Source organism: Streptomyces sp. NBC_01618 (assembly GCF_045209435.1).
Taxonomy (GTDB): Bacteria; Actinomycetota; Actinomycetes; order Streptomycetales; family Streptomycetaceae; genus Streptomyces.
The window spans coordinates 2,638,737-2,657,316 of the sequence record NZ_CP109297.1 but is presented as its reverse complement, the minus strand read 5'-3'; the positions used below and the strand labels follow the sequence as shown (position 1 = coordinate 2,657,316).

20 protein-coding genes are annotated in these 18,580 nt (G+C 64.9%); 6 read left to right on the top strand and 14 right to left on the bottom strand.

From position 1 onward, the window contains the following. The first annotated feature begins 86 nt into the window (after nt 1–86). A complete protein-coding gene (locus OH735_RS12475; RefSeq protein WP_406381498.1) occupies nt 87–680 on the top strand; it encodes a single-stranded DNA-binding protein in 594 nt (197 codons plus the stop codon). A gap of 274 nt (nt 681–954) precedes the next feature. After that, a complete protein-coding gene (locus OH735_RS12470; RefSeq protein WP_406381497.1) occupies nt 955–2,397 on the top strand; it encodes an LAETG motif-containing sortase-dependent surface protein in 1,443 nt (480 codons plus the stop codon). Nucleotides 2,398–2,721: 324 nt separating this feature from the next. Here the strand turns inward: OH735_RS12470 and OH735_RS12465 are convergent, their stop codons facing one another. The 12 genes from OH735_RS12465 to OH735_RS12410 form a co-directional block, all read right to left on the bottom strand. Next, nucleotides 2,722–3,984 (bottom strand): tyrosine-type recombinase/integrase, encoded by a 1,263-nt coding sequence (locus OH735_RS12465; protein ID WP_406381496.1) that lies wholly within the window; start codon nt 3,982–3,984, stop codon nt 2,722–2,724. Beyond that, the gene (locus OH735_RS12460) at nt 3,984–4,184 is read right to left on the bottom strand and encodes a helix-turn-helix domain-containing protein (protein WP_406381494.1); all 201 of its coding nucleotides are present in this window, start codon (nt 4,182–4,184) and stop codon (nt 3,984–3,986) included. The genes OH735_RS12465 and OH735_RS12460 overlap by 1 nt, the downstream gene beginning before the upstream one ends. A gap of 2 nt (nt 4,185–4,186) precedes the next feature. Then, the gene (repSA, locus tag OH735_RS12455) at nt 4,187–5,560 is read right to left on the bottom strand and encodes a replication initiator protein RepSA (protein ID WP_406381493.1); all 1,374 of its coding nucleotides are present in this window, start codon (nt 5,558–5,560) and stop codon (nt 4,187–4,189) included. After that, a complete protein-coding gene (locus OH735_RS12450; RefSeq protein ID WP_406381492.1) occupies nt 5,553–5,741 on the bottom strand; it encodes a hypothetical protein in 189 nt (62 codons plus the stop codon). Before OH735_RS12450 ends, repSA begins: the two co-directional genes overlap by 8 nt. 86 nt (nt 5,742–5,827) lie before the next feature. Beyond that, a complete protein-coding gene (locus OH735_RS12445; RefSeq protein WP_406381491.1) occupies nt 5,828–6,142 on the bottom strand; it encodes a SpdD-like protein in 315 nt (104 codons plus the stop codon). 23 nt (nt 6,143–6,165) lie between these two features. Then, the gene (locus OH735_RS12440) at nt 6,166–6,321 is read right to left on the bottom strand and encodes a hypothetical protein (RefSeq protein WP_376466634.1); all 156 of its coding nucleotides are present in this window, start codon (nt 6,319–6,321) and stop codon (nt 6,166–6,168) included. An 11-nt stretch (nt 6,322–6,332) separates the two neighbouring features. Continuing rightward, nucleotides 6,333–6,524, bottom strand: coding sequence for a mobile element transfer protein (locus tag OH735_RS12435; RefSeq protein ID WP_327259279.1), 192 nt, complete (start codon nt 6,522–6,524; stop codon nt 6,333–6,335). Nucleotides 6,525–6,545: 21 nt separating this feature from the next. Then, on the bottom strand, nt 6,546–7,199 hold the full coding sequence (locus OH735_RS12430; protein WP_406386536.1) for a DUF2637 domain-containing protein: 654 nt from the start codon (nt 7,197–7,199) through the stop codon (nt 6,546–6,548). Further along, nucleotides 7,199–7,402: a hypothetical protein gene (locus OH735_RS12425; RefSeq protein ID WP_406381490.1), complete on the bottom strand. Its 204-nt coding sequence runs from the start codon at nt 7,400–7,402 to the stop codon at nt 7,199–7,201. The genes OH735_RS12430 and OH735_RS12425 overlap by 1 nt, the downstream gene beginning before the upstream one ends. Before the next feature lie 79 nt (nt 7,403–7,481). Further along, entirely contained in the window at nt 7,482–8,837 is a 1,356-nt protein-coding gene (locus OH735_RS12420) for an FtsK/SpoIIIE domain-containing protein (protein WP_406381489.1), read from the bottom strand. A gap of 2 nt (nt 8,838–8,839) precedes the next feature. Beyond that, complete coding sequence (locus OH735_RS12415) at nt 8,840–9,187, bottom strand: hypothetical protein (protein ID WP_406381487.1); 348 nt, start codon at nt 9,185–9,187, stop codon at nt 8,840–8,842. A 138-nt stretch (nt 9,188–9,325) separates the two neighbouring features. After that, complete coding sequence (locus OH735_RS12410) at nt 9,326–10,105, bottom strand: GntR family transcriptional regulator (protein WP_327349843.1); 780 nt, start codon at nt 10,103–10,105, stop codon at nt 9,326–9,328. Nucleotides 10,106–10,123: 18 nt separating this feature from the next. Here OH735_RS12410 and OH735_RS12405 point away from each other — a divergent pair, with 18 nt between their 5' ends. From OH735_RS12405 to OH735_RS12395, 3 genes are all read left to right on the top strand, one after another. After that, on the top strand, nt 10,124–10,588 hold the full coding sequence (locus tag OH735_RS12405; protein ID WP_406381486.1) for an NUDIX hydrolase: 465 nt from the start codon (nt 10,124–10,126) through the stop codon (nt 10,586–10,588). 857 nt (nt 10,589–11,445) lie between these two features. After that, the gene (locus OH735_RS12400) at nt 11,446–12,726 is read left to right on the top strand and encodes a DUF262 domain-containing protein (protein WP_406381485.1); all 1,281 of its coding nucleotides are present in this window, start codon (nt 11,446–11,448) and stop codon (nt 12,724–12,726) included. A gap of 15 nt (nt 12,727–12,741) precedes the next feature. Beyond that, nucleotides 12,742–13,764, top strand: a complete 1,023-nt coding sequence (locus tag OH735_RS12395) for a HEPN domain-containing protein (RefSeq protein ID WP_406386535.1) — start codon at nt 12,742–12,744, stop codon at nt 13,762–13,764. Between the two features lie 628 nt (nt 13,765–14,392). On the opposite strand, the gene OH735_RS12390 is transcribed toward OH735_RS12395, so the two are convergent. After that, nucleotides 14,393–14,764 (bottom strand): GntR family transcriptional regulator, encoded by a 372-nt coding sequence (locus OH735_RS12390; protein WP_406381484.1) that lies wholly within the window; start codon nt 14,762–14,764, stop codon nt 14,393–14,395. 167 nt (nt 14,765–14,931) lie between these two features. Here OH735_RS12390 and OH735_RS12385 point away from each other — a divergent pair, with 167 nt between their 5' ends. After that, nucleotides 14,932–17,118, top strand: a complete 2,187-nt coding sequence (locus OH735_RS12385) for a DNA methyltransferase (protein ID WP_406381483.1) — start codon at nt 14,932–14,934, stop codon at nt 17,116–17,118. Here OH735_RS12385 and OH735_RS12380 read toward each other — a convergent pair. After that, nucleotides 17,084–18,022, bottom strand: coding sequence for a hypothetical protein (locus OH735_RS12380; RefSeq protein WP_406381481.1), 939 nt, complete (start codon nt 18,020–18,022; stop codon nt 17,084–17,086). The genes OH735_RS12385 and OH735_RS12380 overlap by 35 nt on opposite strands. Nucleotides 18,023–18,580: the final 558 nt, after the last annotated feature.

The window sequence follows — 18,580 nt, the reverse complement described above, 5'->3', positions numbered from 1 at the left end:
CGGGATTTCCGCCTCTCCTTCAACCTGGGATCAGTGACCGCGTGGGTGCGGTCGCCGGAGCCGAAGGCCGAAGGGGAGGCGGAGTCATGAACGACACCTTGGTGACACTGGTGGGCAACGCGGCGACGGGCGTGGAATTCAGGGAGACCGCGACCGGCGGAATGGCGCGATTCCGGTTCGCGGTGACGCCGCGCCGATGGGACCGCGAGAAACAGTTCTGGACGGACGGAAACACCAGTTTCTACACCGTGTGGGCCTGGCGGGCCCTGGCGTCGAATCTGTCCGGTTCCGTCTCCATCGGAGAACCGCTGGTCGTGCACGGCAGGTTGAAGGTGCGCGAGGAGGAACGGGAAGGCCTGCGCCGGACGTTCGTGGACATCGAGGCCGTCGCGGTGGGACACGATCTGGCCCGGGGGACGGCCGCGTTCCGGCGCGTGACGAAGGGCGATCCGAGGTCGGTGGCGCGTGCGGGGAGCGTGGACCGGGGTGTTGACGCGGGCGGCACATCACCGGGCTCGGGCGAGCCGGACTGGTCGGGCGGGCGAGACGGGCGCACTGACCGGGCTGAACCGGCCGGGCGGGGTGAACAGGGGGAAGAGCAGGAGCGGGTCGGGCGGCAGCGGAGTAAACGGCCGACGGGTCGTCAGAAGGGCGGCCAGGAGCTTGTGTCGGCGCCGTGACGAGGCCGGGGTGGGGCCAGGGCGGACCGGGCGGACCGGAGCGGAACAAGGGGCGGGAAGGTGCCCGGAGGCGTCCTGAGGCGGCTGAAGCATGTGCATGCGGTATCGGCGATAACGATTCCGAGTCGGAATGGTTTGTACGACGGTATGAGGGGGGACTCTTCATCGCTTCATCCTTAGGATTCCCCGGTATTCACGGGGCACTTGAGTCGACTGGCGGGACAATCCCCACACGCGCATCAGGCGCGGAGGGTCCCGCCCGGAGGGGAATTCTGTGTTTTCTGCTTCTTCAGCGACCGTTTCGTCGTCCACGAGGGCGACCGATTCTCCACGGCGGCGGGGCGCGGCCCGGCTGGCCGCTTCGGTGGTGGCATCCGGTCTTGTCATGGCAGGCGCCCTTGTCGGCGCGGGCAGTGCGGTCGCCGACGAGGCGCCGCAGCATCAAGGTGGCGCGGCCGCGGTCCTGGACGGGCTGAAGACCTACGACCGCGCCGTACTCCACGCGGACGGCAAGAATCAGTCGCTGCCCGCCGGGCTCTTCGAGATGACCGTTGACGGCGGCGGCAAGCTCAAGACGTACTGCATAGACATTCACAACCCCACCCAGAACCAGGCGAAGTACCTGGAGACCCCCTGGAACCAGACCTCGCTCGGCAGCAACAAGAACGCGGGCAAGATCCGCTGGATCCTGGAGCACTCCTACCCGCAGATCGACGACCTTGCGGCGCTCGCCAAGCAGGCCGGCACCGGGCCGCTCACCGAGAAGACCGCGGCGGCCGGCACCCAGGTCGCCATCTGGCGCTACTCGGACAACGCCGATGTCGACGCGACCGACGGCCAGGCGGAGAAGCTCGCCGACTGGCTGGAGCACAACGCCGTCGACCAGGCCGAGCCCAAGGCGTCCCTCGCCCTGGACCCGGCCGCGGTCTCCGGCAAGTCCGGTGAGCGGCTCGGCCCGGTCAACGTCCGCACCAACGCGGGCCAGGTCTCCGTGACCCCGCCCGCCGACGCCGCCAGCGGCGTCAAGGTCACCGACAAGAGCGGCAAGCCCGTGACGGTCGCGGCCAACGGTGCCGAGCTCTACTTCGACGTCCCGGAGGGCGCCGCCGACGGCTCCGCCTCGCTGACCGTCCAGGCCACCACATCGGTGCCGGTCGGCCGGGCCTTCGCCGGGGTGACCAAGAGCCAGACCATGATCCTGGCCGGCTCCAGCGAGTCCACGGTCTCCGCGACCGCCACCGGCACCTGGGCCAAGCAGGGCGCGATCCCGGCGGTCTCGGCGAAGAAGAACTGCGCCAAGGGCGGTGTCGACGTCACCGCGAGCAACAAGGGCGACGAGGCGTTCACCTTCGAGCTGGCCGGTGTGAAGCACACCATCGAGGCGGGCAAGTCCGAGACGGTGACCGTCCCGGTCGCCGAGGACCAGGCGTACGACTTCACCATCACCGGCCCCAACGGTTTCACGAAGACGTTCAAGGGCGTCCTGGACTGCAAGACCAGCAGCAGCGCCACCGGCGGTCTCGACACCCAGACCAAGGACCAGCCCGCCCCGGCCACCGCCGGCGGCAGCTCGACCGGTGGCTCGGGTGACCTCGCCGAGACCGGTGGCTCCAGCGCCACCCCGGTCATCGCGGGCGTCGCGATCGCTCTCGTCGTCGTCGGCGGCGGCGCGGTCTTCCTCCTCCGTAAGCGCCAGACGCAGACCTCCGCCCAGTAGTCGCGAGAGCGGCAGGATCACGCCGGTGATCGTGGAGTGACGAACGACAGGCAGACGGTCACGGCTGCCTGATGACGGCCCCGGTACGCGTCCGCGTACCGGGGCCGTCGCATGCCGCGTACCGGGGCCGTCGCGTGCCGCAAGACGCGGGCCGCGGCGGCAGGGGGACGCGGGCCGCGGCGGCCGGGAGGCGGGACGGGGCGTACCGTGGACCGGACTGGTTTCCGTCCTGGGATGGACGTCAGGCAAGATGGGGTGTTTCTCACCGAGCGAGGGCACAAAACAGCCCCTCACCAGCAGTTTTCCCGCCGATGAGGGGCCGTGTCAGGCGGCTTGGGCCGTCTCTGGGCCGTCATGGGCGCGACCGGCGGCCCGGTACATCGCACTGATGGCCTTCCGGGTCCGCGTCTCGCTGCTCGGCATCAGGTGCGTGTACACCCGGAGCGTGAAGCCCGGATCGCTGTGCCCGAGGTAGAGACTCAGCGCCTTGATGTTCTCGCCGGCGTCCAGAAGGACCGAGGCGTAGAAGTGCCGCAAGGCGTGCATGCCGTGCTCACGGGCCGCCGCGTAGCGCTGGCCCTTGTCCGGCACCGGGATGATGCCAGCGGCGGCGAGCGCGGGCTTCCACCGCTCGTCGTTGAAGCCGTTGCTCCACAGGGCCGTGCCGACGCTGCTTGTAAAGGCAAGCCGATGGGTGACCTTGGGCCCGGTGGGCGTCACCCAGGGCAAGGTCACGTCGACCGGCGGGAAGCGCTTCAGATGCTCGGTCAGGGCCACTGACACTTCGGGGTCCAGCGGAACGTCCCGGAGCTTGCCTCGCTTCGGCGGCGCGAAGACGAGAGAGCCGCGGACCTTCTTCACTTGCTGCCGGACGTAGAGCCAGCCGAGGTCTCCGACGTTGTCGACCGCGAGCCCGAAGATCTCGCCCTGGCGGAGACCACAGCCGCCACCGACGTCCGTCATGGCCTGGTAGCGGTCGGGGAGTCCAGCCCGCACGGCGAAGACTTGCGAGGCCGACCACGGATGGACGCGAGAGGGCGCGGGACGAGGCGCCTTGACCGAACGGGCTCGGCAGGGATTTGAAGCCAGCAGACGGTCATCCACGGCTGCGGTGAGCACGGAGGAGACCGCATCGAAGATCAGACGACGGTAGGAGGCTGACGCCACGGCACCTTCGAGCTGACGGTTCCAGTCGCGGATGTGCTCCGGCTGGAATGAGCCGATCGGACGCGTTCCGAGATAAGGCAGGGCATGAAGGCGTAGCCGCCCCTCCACCGCGGCCCGGCTCGCGAGGTCGGTGGTCAGTGCCGCGATCCAGCGCTCGGTGTACTCACGGAAGGTGGTCCGTGCCGCCCGCGGGTCGATGTACTGGCCGCGCGCCATGTCGGCTTCGATGTTGGTCAGCCACACGTCGGCCAGGCGCTTCTGCTTGTCCGGGAAGCTCTTGGACTTCTCGGTGCCGTCCGGGCCGATGTAGCGGGCGCGGTAGCGGAGACCCATGCCGTATCGGTCGTTCTTCACCTTGCGGGTCTTGCCATCCGCGCCGATCTCGACCTTGTACCAGCGGTCTTGGATATGTCCGGCCATCAGGCGGCAGCCCCTTCCTGGAGGCACTCGACCCAGGCGCGGACGTCATCCGGGTCGTACCGCAGGTGCCGGCCAACACGGAATCCGCGAGGACCAACCCGCTTGCGACGCCATTGGTAGACCGTTTCGACGCTGGGGAGGTCGAACATCTCCACCAGGTCTTCAGGCGTCAGGTAGCGGGCCGGGAGCCGCGTTGCCATGGTCACCACTCCCTCTCGTCAGAGGCTGACCGAAGTTCCTCGCGTGCGGTTTCTCGGTTGAGCCGGAGGTCGCGGGCGATGGTGGCGGCGAGGGCGGACTCACCCGGCGTGTGGCCGTGCCCGGCGTACTGCCAGTCGGCGAGGACGAGGACGGTGTCCGGTTCGTGCTCCTCCAGGCCAAGGGCGTCACGTTCCTGTGCCGCGCGGAAATCGGCGCGGGCCTGGCGGAGTACGCCGAGGGTGGTCGAGTACCGACGCGACTTGGAGGAGAAGTGGCCGCGGAAGCCGAGCATGTGCGCCCAGGCCCAGAGACGACGTTCGGGGTAGAGCGGATCGAGCTGCTTGCAGGCCGCGATCAGGCGGCGGGTGTGGTCGGGGACCTGATGGCGGTCGAGTTCGGAGAGTTCACCGATCCGTCGGTCGATGGTGCCGGTGCTCTCGGCGGCCTTGGTGGCGTACTTGGCGACGTAGGAGGCGACTGCCTGTTCTGTGATGTCGGAGCCGTCGCCGAACGCCTTCACGGGTCGGACATCAAGCTGTGTGCCCCAGCGGAAGGTGCGGGCGGGCTGCTCTGCGGCGGCCGGGACGGAGACCGAGGTGTACGAGTGCGAGGCTGCGGCGCGGATCGCGTCCGCGAGTAGGCCGACACTCGCCCAGGACGGGGGCGGGGTGTCGGGCCCGTCCGGTCCGTCGAGGCGGATCACAGCATGGAAGTGCAGGGCGCCGCGCTTCTGGAACTCAGCGACCTTGCCGTAGGAAAGCCGGGCCGACTCCTTCAGTTCCCGCTGACTGAGCCCGGCGCGGGCGGCGATCTCGCGGCGGAGTCGGTTGCTGAAGCGCTGCCAGAGGTCGCTTGCGTGGTTGTTGAAGAGGACAGCGCCCGTGTAGTCGTAGGTGGCCGGGTCGAGCGCCGTGCCAAGCGCTCGATCATCGGAGGCATGGCGAACGCCGCAGCGGCAGATGCCGCGCTCGGGCCGGTTGTGGACGGGGCCGAAGGACGGGGCGGTGAGGGTGGCGAAGACGCGGGGGTGGTCGCGGACCGTGGATGGGATGTCGCGGCGGTCGTCTCCGGCCAGGCCCGCGCGGATGAGGTGGTAGGTGTCGCCGGCGTAGGTCCAGGCGCAGGAAGGGCAGCGGGAGGCCCGCCGGTTGCCGCATGCGACCCGGAGCCGTCCGCCCGGCTCGTTCTCGGTCGAGTAGTGGTGGAGGGTCTCGCCGGTTGTCTTGTCCTTGGCGAGGGTCCAGCCGGTCAGGTGAATCGGATCGGCGCAGCCGCCGGTGCGGCGGATTTGGTCGTGCCAGCGGTCGAAGTCGTCGGCCGAAGCCACCCTCAGCAGGTCTCCGAGGGTGGTCGGGTCGAGGAGCGTGTCAGGCACGGGCGTCCTCCTGCAGACGAGCGAGGCGGTGGGCGGTGCCTGTGCCGTGGCAGGCCGGGCAGTGCGCGCTGATGGTGCGGAGGTGGCCGTGCCGGTCGCGACCGCCGAGAGTGACTGCGGCGGAGGCGAAGCCGTCGCAGTTCGGGCAGCTCCGGGACGGCGGGCGGGTGCGGTGGGTCATGCTGGGGATTCCTTCCGGTTGCGAGATCGGGCAGGGGACGGCTCCCGGGCGGCGGAGACTTGGCGGTTGAGGCCGCCCGGGGCCGGTCAGCGGCGCTTGTGCTCGGTGTTGATGAGCGAGCGGATGACCAGGGCGCAGATGGCAACGGATGCGCCGGTGATGGCGACCGCGAGAAGCATCGAGACCAGGACGGCACCGACGACCAGGACCACGGCCGTCCCACCGCCGACGAGCGCGATGACGCCGCCTGGGGTGAGCTGCACGGTCGGCCGGGCCGGAGCCGTCGTGGGGGCGAGGTTTTCCGGGGTGTGGTGGATGACGGCGGTCGGCTCGACCACCACGGCGGGCGGGGCGAGGCGGCCGGTGGGCTGGGGCATGGTCGGGACCTTGGGGCGGAGCATGGTGGATCTCCCTTCGGCAGTGGCTACTTGACGGCGGTGTCGATGGCGGGGGAGAGCAGGCTGTCGGCGAGGAGGTAGCCGCCGAGGAGGAGGACGGCGACGAGCCACCAAGGCGGGCGGATGAGCTTGACGCCGAGCCAGCCGACGATGATCAGGGCGAGCCAGAGCGGGACGTCCACGGACGGTTCTCCTATCGGGCGGTGCAGCGGTGGGTGCGGGCGGCGAGCTGCGCGGCGGTCTGGCTGGAGTAGCCGGCGGACCAGCCGCAGCCGTCCTTGGTGCACACGGCTGCGTGTTCGGTGCGGCCGTGGCGGTCGCGGTGGGTGCCGATCTGCACGGGTCCGATCCGCATCAAGGAGTGGAAGTGGTCGCGGGCAGGCATGAGGGTGGTTCTCCCTTCAGGTCAGGCGAGTTGGGCGGCGATGGCGTCGGCCAGGTGGGGCGGGACGCCGAGGCGGGCACGCAGGGTGTCGGTGTCGATCCGGGCTCCGGTGCGGGCCTGGTGGTCGGCGGCGAGCTTTCGCGCATGGTCGACCAGCGCGGCCGGAACCGACGGACCGGTCGGCGCCGAGGCAGCGGAGGCGACAGCCGGGGTCTCCTCGGCCACGGGCAGCGGAGCCGGTACGGGCTGCGGATCGGGAGCGATGTCCGGCACGGCTTCTGGCGTCGGTAGGACCGGTTCCTGGTTCTCGGAGACGTGGGAGTGGGCGAGGAGCGTGCCGCCGAGGAAGGCGAGGGCAGGCCATCCCGCGATACCGAAGCGCAGCCAGGCCGGGGGATGGGCGAGGTCGAGGAATCCCGCGGTGGCCACGTTGGCGCCGAGCGAGGCGAACAGGGCGATCAGGAACCAGCACCACGCCAGCCGGGACGGCCCCTCACTGCGCAGCCGTCGCCAGGCAGCGACCAGAAGCAGGTCCACCGAGATCGGGTAGGCCCAGGCTTTCCAGCCGTCCTGTCCGACGGCATCGGCGAGGTCGTGCAGGTGGGCGAAGGACAGAGCCCCGGCGATGACGGCCTGGACGAGGACGGCGTCCACGCGGAACGCGGGGCGGGCCATCACGAGCCGCCGGGGTAGTCGGGGTCGTCGGCGGGGTCGTGGCCTGGCGGGAACGTACCGGGCGGCGGCTCCGGCAGGGACGCGGCGAGGGACGGGCCCACAGCCTCGACGAAGCTTTGGTCAGCGTCGAGTCCGTCGGCGTAGAGGGCGAGGTGGCCCAGCATGAGCACGGTGCGGGCGACGTCCTCGCAGTCGGGGCACATGACGGGTTCTCCCTTCAGCAGGCATGGAGGGGGTAGGGACCTGGCACGAGACGGTCGCGCCAACCGGGGAGCGAAAGGGTCAGACGGTCGCGGGGGCCGTCTTGGACAGCGGCACACGTTCCGAGGGCAGCGCGGCGGTGGCAGGCCGGAAGGGCGTGAGGGCCGGCAGTTCCGGGGTGCGGTCGGCGTGCTTGTTGCAGAGGTTCACGGCCTGGCGCAGCGAGGTGTGCGGTGCGCGGATGCGGGCCCAGCCGCCAGACGATTCGCCGGTGACGGCGATGCCGGGGGTCTCGGTCGGAATCTGGATCGCGGCCAGGACCGCGTCCGGGGAGATGTCCCCGAAGGCCATGTTCGCCGAGGATTCGTCGTTGACGCGGTGGGCAGTACGGCCGGTGAGCTGGGCGCGGAGCATGGTGATGCCCTTGCCGAGTTCGGAGCCGAAGCGCTGCCCGCAGATCTCCAGGTAGATGCCAGCAGCGCGGCCGAGCTGGGCCAGCCGCACAAGGGCGGTGATGATCCTGTCGCGCCGCTTCTCCTCGTCCTTGGACGCGAACAGGGCGAGTTCGGCGACCTCGTCCACGAGGACGACGATCGGCACCGGTCGCAGGTGTTCAGGCAGGTCCCAGATGTCGGCAGCGATCTCCGCGTCCGGCACGTTGACCGTCATCCGTTGCTCAGCGCGGATCAGTTGGTAGACATCCGCCATGTGGGAGACGAGGGCTTCGAGGAGGTCGAGGGCGGTGTCCGGGTTGTCGGCGAGCGCGGAGAACCGGCGGGCCAGCGGGAAGAGCTCAACTCCTTGCTTGCAATCGATGCCGACCAGTGCAACATCCATGGGCGCGAGACCGGCGACCAGGTTGCGCTGGTAGACAGACTTTCCGGACTCCGTGGCGCCGAGGGTGAGGCCATGCGGCACGGCTCGGTAGTCGCGGTAGTGAACCGCCCCGTCCTCACGCAAGGCGACCGGAACCCGCATCGGAGCCTGGTCGGTCTTTACGGGCATGTGGACCCGCTTGAGCACGTCGTAGCCGGTCATCCGCACCTCGACCACGCCCGAGCGGAGCTCCCGCGAAGTGACGCCGTACATTGCGAAGGAGTGGCGCAGCCGGTCTGCGGCGGCGGAGACGTCGAAGGCGTCTTGGCCGGGGCGGAGTTTGAGGCGGAGCATCAGGCCAGTGCGAGTGGGGCGGACGCGCAGGATGCGTGGAGCGCGGGACTCAGGGACGGGCCGGTTGGCGACCCGAGCGAAGGCCAGGCGCCAGCGGGAGGGCGGGACGGTCAGCCCGCACGCATCCATCACGGAGGCGTAGCGGACCAGGACTCGCAGGGTGGCGAAGGCGGCGCCGAAGGCCATCCAGTACCAGGCGGGACGCCGCCACCGCAGGAACACTGCGGCAGCGACGACCAGCACCAGGGCGACCGTTAACGCGGTCATGATCAGGCTGCCTTCGGCGAGGCGCCGGCGAGCGAGGTGACGGCTACCGCGCGGAACGCGATCCCGTGCCGCTTCTGGCCGTTGAACTCGTTCTCCCACGCCGAGGCGACCAGGCCCGTCAGCGCGACCGGGGCACCCATGGCCAGGTCCTCGGAGACACCCGGCTGCGGAACGGTGAGCTTGAGGATCTCCACCTCGTCCGGCGTGGAGAACATGACCTCCACCGTCATCAGCGTGACGCCGTCCTTGTCGAGGGCGATCTCACCGGTGCGACGGTCCTTGACCTTGGGCTGGGGAGCCTTGGCGACCATCACGGTCGCGTTGGTGGTGTCGACGGGAATCTGACGCACAACGATCACTCCTCTATAGGGGCTGGACTCCGTCACTCATGTACATGAGTGACATGAAGAAGAGTGCCCGACTCCTGTACATGAGTCAACCCGCCGCGGAGAAGAACTCGCGACGGGCTGAGTGAAGTTGAGAGGGCGTCAGTCGGCGGCAGGGATCCGATACTCGAATACGAACTGGTCAGCGGCCATGAGGGTGTCGCAGACCTCGACCACGCGGCCCTCCGTCGTACGAGCCTCACGGATCAGGTGTATGACCGGAGCGCCGGGACTGAGGGCCAGCTCCGAGGACTCCGCCTTGGAGGCCGGACGCCCTTGGAGCGTCTCGACGAACTCGGCGAACTCATGCCCGTGGTCTTCGAGTCGGGCATAGATGCCGCCACCGCCGGGGTTCTCGGCGAACAGCTCAGGGATGTCCTTCACGACGTCCCACGGGAGATACGACGTCGCCGTCTCGACGGGCGTGCCGTTGCGGAAGTACAGGCGTCGCCTGGCGAGTACCTGAGTGCCGGCGGGGATCCCCAATCGCTGAGCGGCATCCTCCGGGGCTTCCATCGGCCCGATGTAGAGGACGCTCACCTTGGCCGCAGCGCCGGACTGCGCGGACTCGGCGAGATAAGCGGCCTTGCCGCCCTGCCGAAGCGAGCGCCGGAAGCGGTCCGACGACCGGTGCCGCACGGGCGGACGATCCTTGACGATCGAACCCTTGCCGTGCCGAGTCTCGACCAGCCCGCTCGCTCGTACCTCGACCATCGCCTTACGGATCGTGCCGCCCGCGACGCCGTACCGCTCGACGAGCTCTGACTCGCTGGGCACCATGTCCCCAGGACCGAGGATCCCTGCCCGGATCTGCTGCACGATCTCGTCGGCGATCTGTACGTACCGAGGCACAGACCGCTCTCCTCCTACCGCGGTTCCCATAGTCCCTCTCTGCCTCCTATGCTCCTGTATATGAGTCAATCACAGGGGGCAACCTCGACGCCGCTGCACTCCGTATCTGTAGCCGGGGTAGTGGTGCGCGAAGACGGGCTCCTCCTGGCGATCCGGCGTGCCGACAACGGCACTTGGGAGCTACCCGGTGGCGTGCTCGAACTCGACGAGACCCCGGAGGCGGGCGTCGTGCGCGAGGTCTTGGAGGAGACGGGTATCCACGTCGAGGTGGACGAACTCACCGGGGTCTACAAGAACACGACCCGGGGCATCGTCGCCTTGGTCTTCCGGTGCAAGCCTTCTGGGGGCACCGAGCGCACATCCGCGGAATCCATGGCAGTCGAATGGCTCACCCAGGAGCAGATCACCGAGCGCATGTCCGAGGTCTACGCGATCCGCCTGCTGGACGCCCTCGACGGAGCCGGCCCCCACGTGCGAAGCCACGACGGCAAGCACCTGATCCCAGCGCGGTAGAACTTTCCCTACTTCATCAAGGCCCGCGCACGGCGCGGGCGCGCGCCGCCTGCCTCCTGTCTCCGCCCCGGCTGGCCGCGCCAGGCGGCGCGCACGTACAAGCGGGCACTGAAGCGAGGGAACATCAGCGGCCCCAAGCCCTTTGCCTCCGGCGGGGCCCTCCTGCATCCGGGATGGACGGGGCTCGTCGGGCGGGTGCAAGCCGAATGAGGCTGAGCTGGGAGGGGTTGCATCCCGCCTGCATTCGGCCCAGGGCAAGCCGAGCAGACACGGCACCGGGCGTCCAGGTCGTTCGTACAGTAGCGCGCTCCACCTGGACGCCCGGCACCGCGCCTGCTCCACTCCGTGTGGGCCGAACGCAGACGGGATGCAACCCCGAGGCCGCTGGTGGGCTGGGGCAGTCTGCAGCCTCTCCTCAGTCTCATTGAGCGGGAGGGCCACAGGATAAGCGAGAGACTTGTGAGCTTCTCAGAGGTCAGGCATACGACGAGGCATACAGAGAAGAGCACGGGCGGGAACCCTCCCGCCTGTTCCCCCTGCACAACAAGTGCAACGCCTCATACGACCTCGTCGCCCCGTGGATCAACCCCAGGCTCGTCTGCCTCGCAGTCGCAGCCGAGGCTTGTCCGATCACGGCTGTTGTGAAAACTGTTGGGCCCGGGCTTTCCCTGGGCCGTCCGAGGGTGATCGGCAGCGGCCGACGATGACAACTGACAGCCACTCGGGCGTGCAACAAGGCTCGACCCCGACGAGGCACTGCTGAAGGAACTGACCAACAACGGGGGACTCCTCGTCATGTTCAACACGCCGTGAGGCCCTCATACTCACCTGAATGGAACCAGCGAAAGGGTAGGGGAATGTCGTCATTCCAACGGCCAGACCAGGCATCGAACGACTGGGCGTCGACTGAGGAGGTAGGGCCGGCGCAGGGTGGGTCCAGCATCCACCTGCTGCCCGGCGAGAAGATCAGCTTCTCCAGTACCTCAAAATCTCCCGGATCGCTCGACTCAGAGAAAGAGAACGTCGTTCGGCGAGGTCAAACCGACTTCCGAATCGTCACCGAACAGGCGCGTTACCAGGTTGCCCAGATCCCCGACCTAGTAGGTAGCGAGGAGTGGAACCTGAATCCCGATTTTCAGCGCCGCCATCGATGGGACGTGGCTAAGAGGTCTCGACTCATCGAGTCAATCATGCTCAATGTACCGATCCCGCCAATTTTTCTGTACGAGGCGGAGCTGAGCAGATTCGAAGTAATGGATGGCCTGCAGAGACTGACGGCCATTGCTGAGTTCTACAAAGATTCTTACGCACTCGAGGGGCTCGAGTATTTTCCAGACTTGAATGGCAAGTCGTTCTCCGAGATCGACGAACTTACTCGCCGTATCGTCGGTCGACGGTATCTAAGCGCTGTCGTCCTGCTCCACGAGACGGGAAAAACCCCAGAAGAAGCAGACCTCCTTAAACAATTGGTATTCGAAAGGATTAATAGCGGAGGGGTGGACCTGACTCCTCAGGAATCCCGCAATGCCCTACTGTCGGGGTCAATGAATACGCTGTGTTTGGAATTGGCCGAAACGCCAAGTTTCCAGCGCCTATGGAACATCGAACCCGGGCCAGAGGGGGTCGGAAGTGACGAGGAAATTCTGTCAGCGCATCCATTCTATCGCTCGATGTACGACGTAGAATTGGTTCTGCGTTTCTTTGCTTATCGTCAGCGGCTCGCCGGCGGAATCGGCCCACGTCGCAACTTGAAAGGATTCTTGGACTCCTACTTGAAGGGAGCAAACAAGTACGACGCCGATCTGATCGAGAGTCTTCGAGTTCTGTTTACGGGAACCTCCGACCTCATCGAGAAAGTACTCGGCGAGCAAGCCTTCTGGCTCTACCGCCTGCGTCGCGGAGATTGGCAATGGATTGAGGAGCCTGCGGTGGTTGCTTACGAGCCTCTTATGCTGGCTTTCAGCCAGCGCCTCGAATCAGCCGACGCCCTGATCGATAGGAAGGAAGATATCCAAGCCGACTTGCCAGACTTCTACAAGCAACACGGCGACAGAATCGACGGCCGAAAGGTTAACTCGAGGGATCTAGAGGAACGCAATAGTCTATATCTTAACTTCCTCGATTCTCACCTGGCTTGAGGTGCAGTCGTGCACATGATCCTAAAGTCTGCAGTCGCCAGATTCGACGAAGTTACTTCAGTTCTTCGATTCGACGATCAATTGCGGTCCAATCCAGAGACGAGGTCATCTGCACGCAGCGCAGAATGGCGGAGACTGCTCTACTCCGGGGCAATTATTAACATGTACGGAGCGCTGGAGCAGTTCGTTGACGACACCATCGAGAAGTACGCAAGTCTTTGCGGAACATTTTTTAAGAATTACGACTTGGTTCCCGAGGCTCTCCGCAAATCTCATGACGAACAGGCGCGCAAACTTCTCAACCGAGATGGTGGTGGGCGACTCAGCCGGGAAGACACCGATCAGATGGTGAGGTGTCTCGCATCCTGCCTGGATGGTGGCGAAGGTTACCAGCTCAGCGGAACGGCACTCAGCTATCATGACAATAACTTGAAGATGCATGTCCTTTCTGAAATGTTCGGTCGCGTGAACGTGCTCCTGGACGGCATCGTTAATTCACTGCGTCTCGACGAATTCGAGAACGGCGCCCTCAAGGGAATATACGGCGACATGGACAGCCTTCTGCTGGACCTTGTAAACCGCAGAAATGAAATCTCGCACGGCGACTATGCAGATCTGGCTGGCCCCGAGGTTCTGACAGCTATGGCCGAGGTTCTCAAATGGTTGGTGACGTCCCTAACCGATGAGCTACGGAAGTCAACTTTCAACTCCATTCGATCTGTGGATGTGGGGTATGTACAGCACTATTTTGATGAACCGCAAGCCCACTTGGTGAAGCTGCAGTCAGCAGAGCTATCAGTCGGAGATGTCCTTTTCGGCCTGGAAAGGGGAACTCAGCGCCTTCGGGCCGCCAGAATCACTTCGCTGCAGGACGACTCAACAGCAGTCGACTTGATCCTGCGAGATTCCATGCGCGACGCAGAGGGAATTGTTGGCCTAACGGTCAGCCCAGTTGTCAAATTCGGCGGAAAAATATCTACCATTCCATCCGATTGTGCGGACATCCTTTACGACGATGCATTCAGATCAATGAACTGACCCTTCGACTATTGCGCTAGGTCGGCAATAGCAGCCGCACAGTTCGATGAACTGCTCGAACCGTTCGCATCAGAGCCCGCGAAGTCAGTATTCGGTCGGCTCTGCCGATCCGGTCCCAGACAGGCAGAGGGGGCGGCTGGGAAGGCCCCGTACATCAGTCGCCAAGGGAACGACGTCGTACGGGGCCAGGGGTCGGCCGATCGTGGGAGCGGGCTCAGACCTTAGGTCAGCTTTTCGCAAGGGCGGTCAAGCAGCAGAGGCTTTCCGGTGGGGAGAATCCGGTCGCACGCGTCGGCTGAGGCGAGTTCCGCAGCCAACTCGAGTTGCAGTAGTTCGGCCAGACGGTCGCTGGTGATACCCGCAGGGTTCGTTCAGGCTGTGGCCGAAGGCGTTGAATCGGCGCGCAGGTACCGGAGGTCTTCTCCATGCCGGCGACGTTCTGAGGGTCAGTTCCGACACCCCGCGTCAGCAGGCGTCCTCTCAAGTTCTGCAATAGCAACAGCGGCCGGACAGGAGTATCACTCGCCGTACCGGCCAACCCACGCAAGTAGTTCGGCAGCAGCTGCGAGCATGGCCGCGAGTGCGCCACACAGGCTTCCTCGGTTCAACCTCTGGCCCGCAATCACCCTCACGCATGGTCGTTGAGACGCGTCTCGATTGTCGCCAACCGCTCGTTTACCTTGCGCAGTTCGACTTGGATGGCCTCAAGTTGTCGCCTCAAGGAGTCAGGCGAGTTTGGCGTGTCCATCGCACCTGACTGCGAGTCGCCGGAGACCGCAACGAAGACGCCGCGGCCCTGTTGAGACACCACCAGCCCTTCATCGCTCAGAACCCGCAGGGCGTGCTGCACAGTCATCAGTGCAGCACCGAACTCCTTTGCGAGTGTCCGGCCGGATGGGAGTCGACTCCCGGGGCCAAGCCTCTCAGCAACGATGTCCGCTCGGAGGGCGGCAGCGATCTGCAGATAAGCCGGGCGCGGATCGTCGGGACTCAACTCCATGCCCTGAGACTAATCCACTGTCGAAGCTTGGCTACGAGCAGTCACCCAGATACTCTGTGAGCTAGGTCGACCTAGATCAGGGTGTCTCGACTCGTTAGCGGGGATGTGGGGCGACGCCCGCGCCCCGGCAGCGACCGGAGATACTGAGAGAGAACCTGGAGGTGCAAATGGTGACGAGCTATGAGCAAGAGAGCATGTTCGGCGCTGTCGGGCAGGAGCCGGCGCAGATCAGTCGGAGCGCGGTCCCGGCAAAGACGGCGCTGGAACATGCCTTCCCTGCCGGAGTGGTGTCGGCTGCAGCGGAGCGAGAGTCCTGGCGCAAGGAAGTGCACCGTCCAGCCACGCACACCCACAAGTGGTGGGCACAACGACTCGGCTCAGTTTTCCGCGGAATCCTGGCAGCCGCCGTCTCTGAAGACGAACAGGACGCGATCAACTGCTACAGCAACGCATTGCGGCTTGATGGGCTTGTTGTCTGTGACCCGTTCGCTGGCTCAGGAACCACGCTGGCTGAAGCAGCCAAGATGGGCGCAAAGGTCATCGGCAGAGACATCAACCCAGTAGCAACGCTTGTGCAGCGACAGGCGCTGGCCTCATGGGATCGCGCAGCTCTGGACAGCGTCTTCAAGCACGTGGAGGCACAAGTCCGTCCCGAAATCGACCGGCTACACCGGGACAAGCACGGCAGGCCTGTCCTCTACTACTTCTGGGTCGCCCTTGCGCCCTGCCCACAGTGCCCCTCGGACGCACCCCCGGTCGAGCTGTTCAGTCGGTACGTCTTCGCACAACATGCCTATCCTAAAAAGTACCCGGCCAGTAAGGCGACGTGCCCACGCTGTCATGCCATCGAAATCGTTAACGTTGTGACGGACGAGCAACTCACCTGCCGCTCCTGCGGGCATACTTCAGATCTGGCCGGTCCGGTAAATCGTGCAAGCATGACCTGCCACCAGGGACATACAACAAAGGTTCTTGACGCCCTCGGCGACCAGCCTCCGAAGCTCCGTATGTACGCGAAACAGGTAATCGGTACAGACGGTTCTCGACAATATGAGCCGATCGATGATTTCGATCTTGCGCTCTATGAAGAAGCCGAGAATTTGCTGGAGAAGCAACGGCTGGATCTTGTCCTACCCACCGGCGCTCTCGATGACGGCAACAACACTCGGCAGGCTATCCGTTGGAATTATCGCGAGTGGCAGCAATTCTTTAACGCTCGCCAGCTCTACAGCTTGGGTCTACTCGGGGCATCCATCCGCGACCTTAATCCGAGTCCGGAACGCGAGGCGCTAGCCGCCCTTTTCTCAGGTGTGTTGGAGTTCAACAATCTCTTCTGCTCCTTCAAGGGAGAAGGGACTGGCGCTGTTCGGCACATGTTCTCCAACCACGTTCTAAAGCCTGAGCGCACGCCACTCGAGGCACACCCGTGGGGCACGCCTGCATCTTCCGGCTCCTTCTCCACGCTGTACCAGTCGCGCATCATCCGAGCTTGGGAGTACAAGCGGCGGCCGCACGACCTTGTGCCTATGGGCGACAAACCCGAGCGAGTCTTCGGTCTTTCGCAGCCGCTTTCTCTTGCACTCGGCGACGCTGAAGACATCGTGACGGAAGGAGCTAGCGCTTATGTTTGCTCCGGATCTTCTGCCTCGTTCGATCTTCCCGATGGATCGGTGGACCTGGTCATCACCGATCCTCCCTTCATGGACAATGTCCACTACAGCGAGCTCGCTGACTTCTTCCATGCATGGCTCCGCAAGATCCAACCCTTCGATGGATATCCGACGCACGCCTCTACCACCCGCCACACCGAGGAAGTGCAGTCGGCCGATCCGGCAGAATTTGGGCGAGCTATCGCAGCGGTTTGGAAGGAATGCGCCCGCCTACTGAAGCCGAAGGGCCTCCTCGCCTTCACATTCCACCAGGCTCGTATCACCGGATGGGTGGAGTTGGTCAAGGCGCTGGAGGCCGCCGGCCTCGCGATCACTGCGGTGCAGCCGGTCAAGGCTGAGATGAGTACCAGCACAACCAAGTCCAGCGCGGCCGACCCGTCCAACCTGGACTCGATCGTTGTATGTCGTCTCCGCGGGCAATCCCCCCTGGATGTCACTACCGCGGAAGCGGTGCGCGAGCGGGCTGTCACTGCCCTACGCGAATGCCAGCAAGCGGGCATCAGCGTCGGCTACGCAGATGTTGAGTCTGTGGTTAGAGGATCGATCCTCGCCCTGCATACACTTCCTGGACATAGCGCGAGCGTTGAAGAGTTGACCGCTGAGGCAGATAAGGAAGTGCTTAGGGTCGCGGCCGAACTCGAAGTCAGCTCTAGAAAATCGAGTCAGAAGCCAAGTCGATCTTGAATCTGCCACGTTGAGCGGTTTCTTCTTTTCGATTCTTAGGCGTCGGGAAAGGCTCGTGAACAGAGCCTTCATACCTCGAATCAAGAACGGCAAGGCGGTAGCAATGAAAGCGCTCCAGTCTCGAATTTCCCTCGTTCGGAAACTGCCAAGCGCGAGTTATTTGACGTACATTCGCTAGCTCGCCCGACTCAACGTGCAGGTCGTCGCGATCACTTATCAGCGTTGCCTTCCCCTGCATCCAAGGCCACCCCAGAGGATTAGCGAAGACCAGCATCGGGCGCTGCCGATCAGCACCGTCTCCGTAAGTGCCCAGATGGATCGACTTCTTACGTTTCCCCGTGATTCGATCGTATAGATCAGTATCCTTACTCAAGGCAGAACCAGTGACCAGCGCCATGGTTTCGACATACGCCTGCCCTTCACCCATTTGCCCAAGGAGGGCGAATAGGTAATAAGCCGGTATTATGATCTCCTCATTCCGACTGGAGTAAACTCTTACAGTTTCACATGGAGGAGTGCTGTTGTAGTCCATGCCGGACGAGCGTGCTGGCCGTCCGGTCTTCTTGTCCGGCGCAACTTTCTTGACTTCAATCGCGACAATCGACCTTGTATCGAAATCCTCTCCCCCCCGAGCCAGCAACTGGTACTCCTCCGGCCGCGCCAACACGATGTCGGGACTGACGAGTGGTTTACCAGCGCGCAGAACGCGTAGCTCTGACGGTAGAGTTTTCTCCAGAATGTCGGCAATGTGCTCATCGAAGGGGTCGTCCTGTGTCTCTCCCTTGCCCCGCAGAGTGAAGGGCACAGGATTGCCTTCCTCGTCAAAAAGCGACTCCGCCAGGGCTTTGAACGCCGCCGCAGGCAGGTCGACCGGACGCTGTCTGTCACCACGGGTGCTAGTCATGCTGCATGACTAGCACGGGGGGCCGGACCTTGGAGGGCGAACTCGTTAACATGATCGATCGCTGAGTTCGGCTCGCCGGTCACTGTTGCAGGGCGACCACGCAAGCCTTACCAACCGTATTCACCAAGAGGCCAAGACGTCGGTTGTGGACCACTCGCGGACTGGAAGCCTCAACGCGAGGGCTCGGACAGCTGCCACCTGCGCCAACACCGGCTACAGCAGGGGTCGGAGTCGTGAGTGGTCGGCACGTGCCGTTGTCAGTGGCCCTCTGTAAGGTCCCGCCATGGCTGAGAAGCCTACAGCGAGTTGGCGCGAGGGCACCGAGGAAGAGCGACGCGAGCTCGCCGCCGGCATTCTCGTCCCCGAGAGCCTCATCGGAGCCATGGGGGGCGTCTTGTATGCGTTCGAAGCCATCCTCCAGAGGCTCCAGGGAGTCTCGTACGATCGCATTTTCGCCGCCGTACATCGGTGTTGGCCTCGTACGCCGTCAGTGAGGAGCACGGTGGTGGTGCCTACGAGGCCGCCGAGTGTGAGTACGTTGTGCGCCTACATCGACCC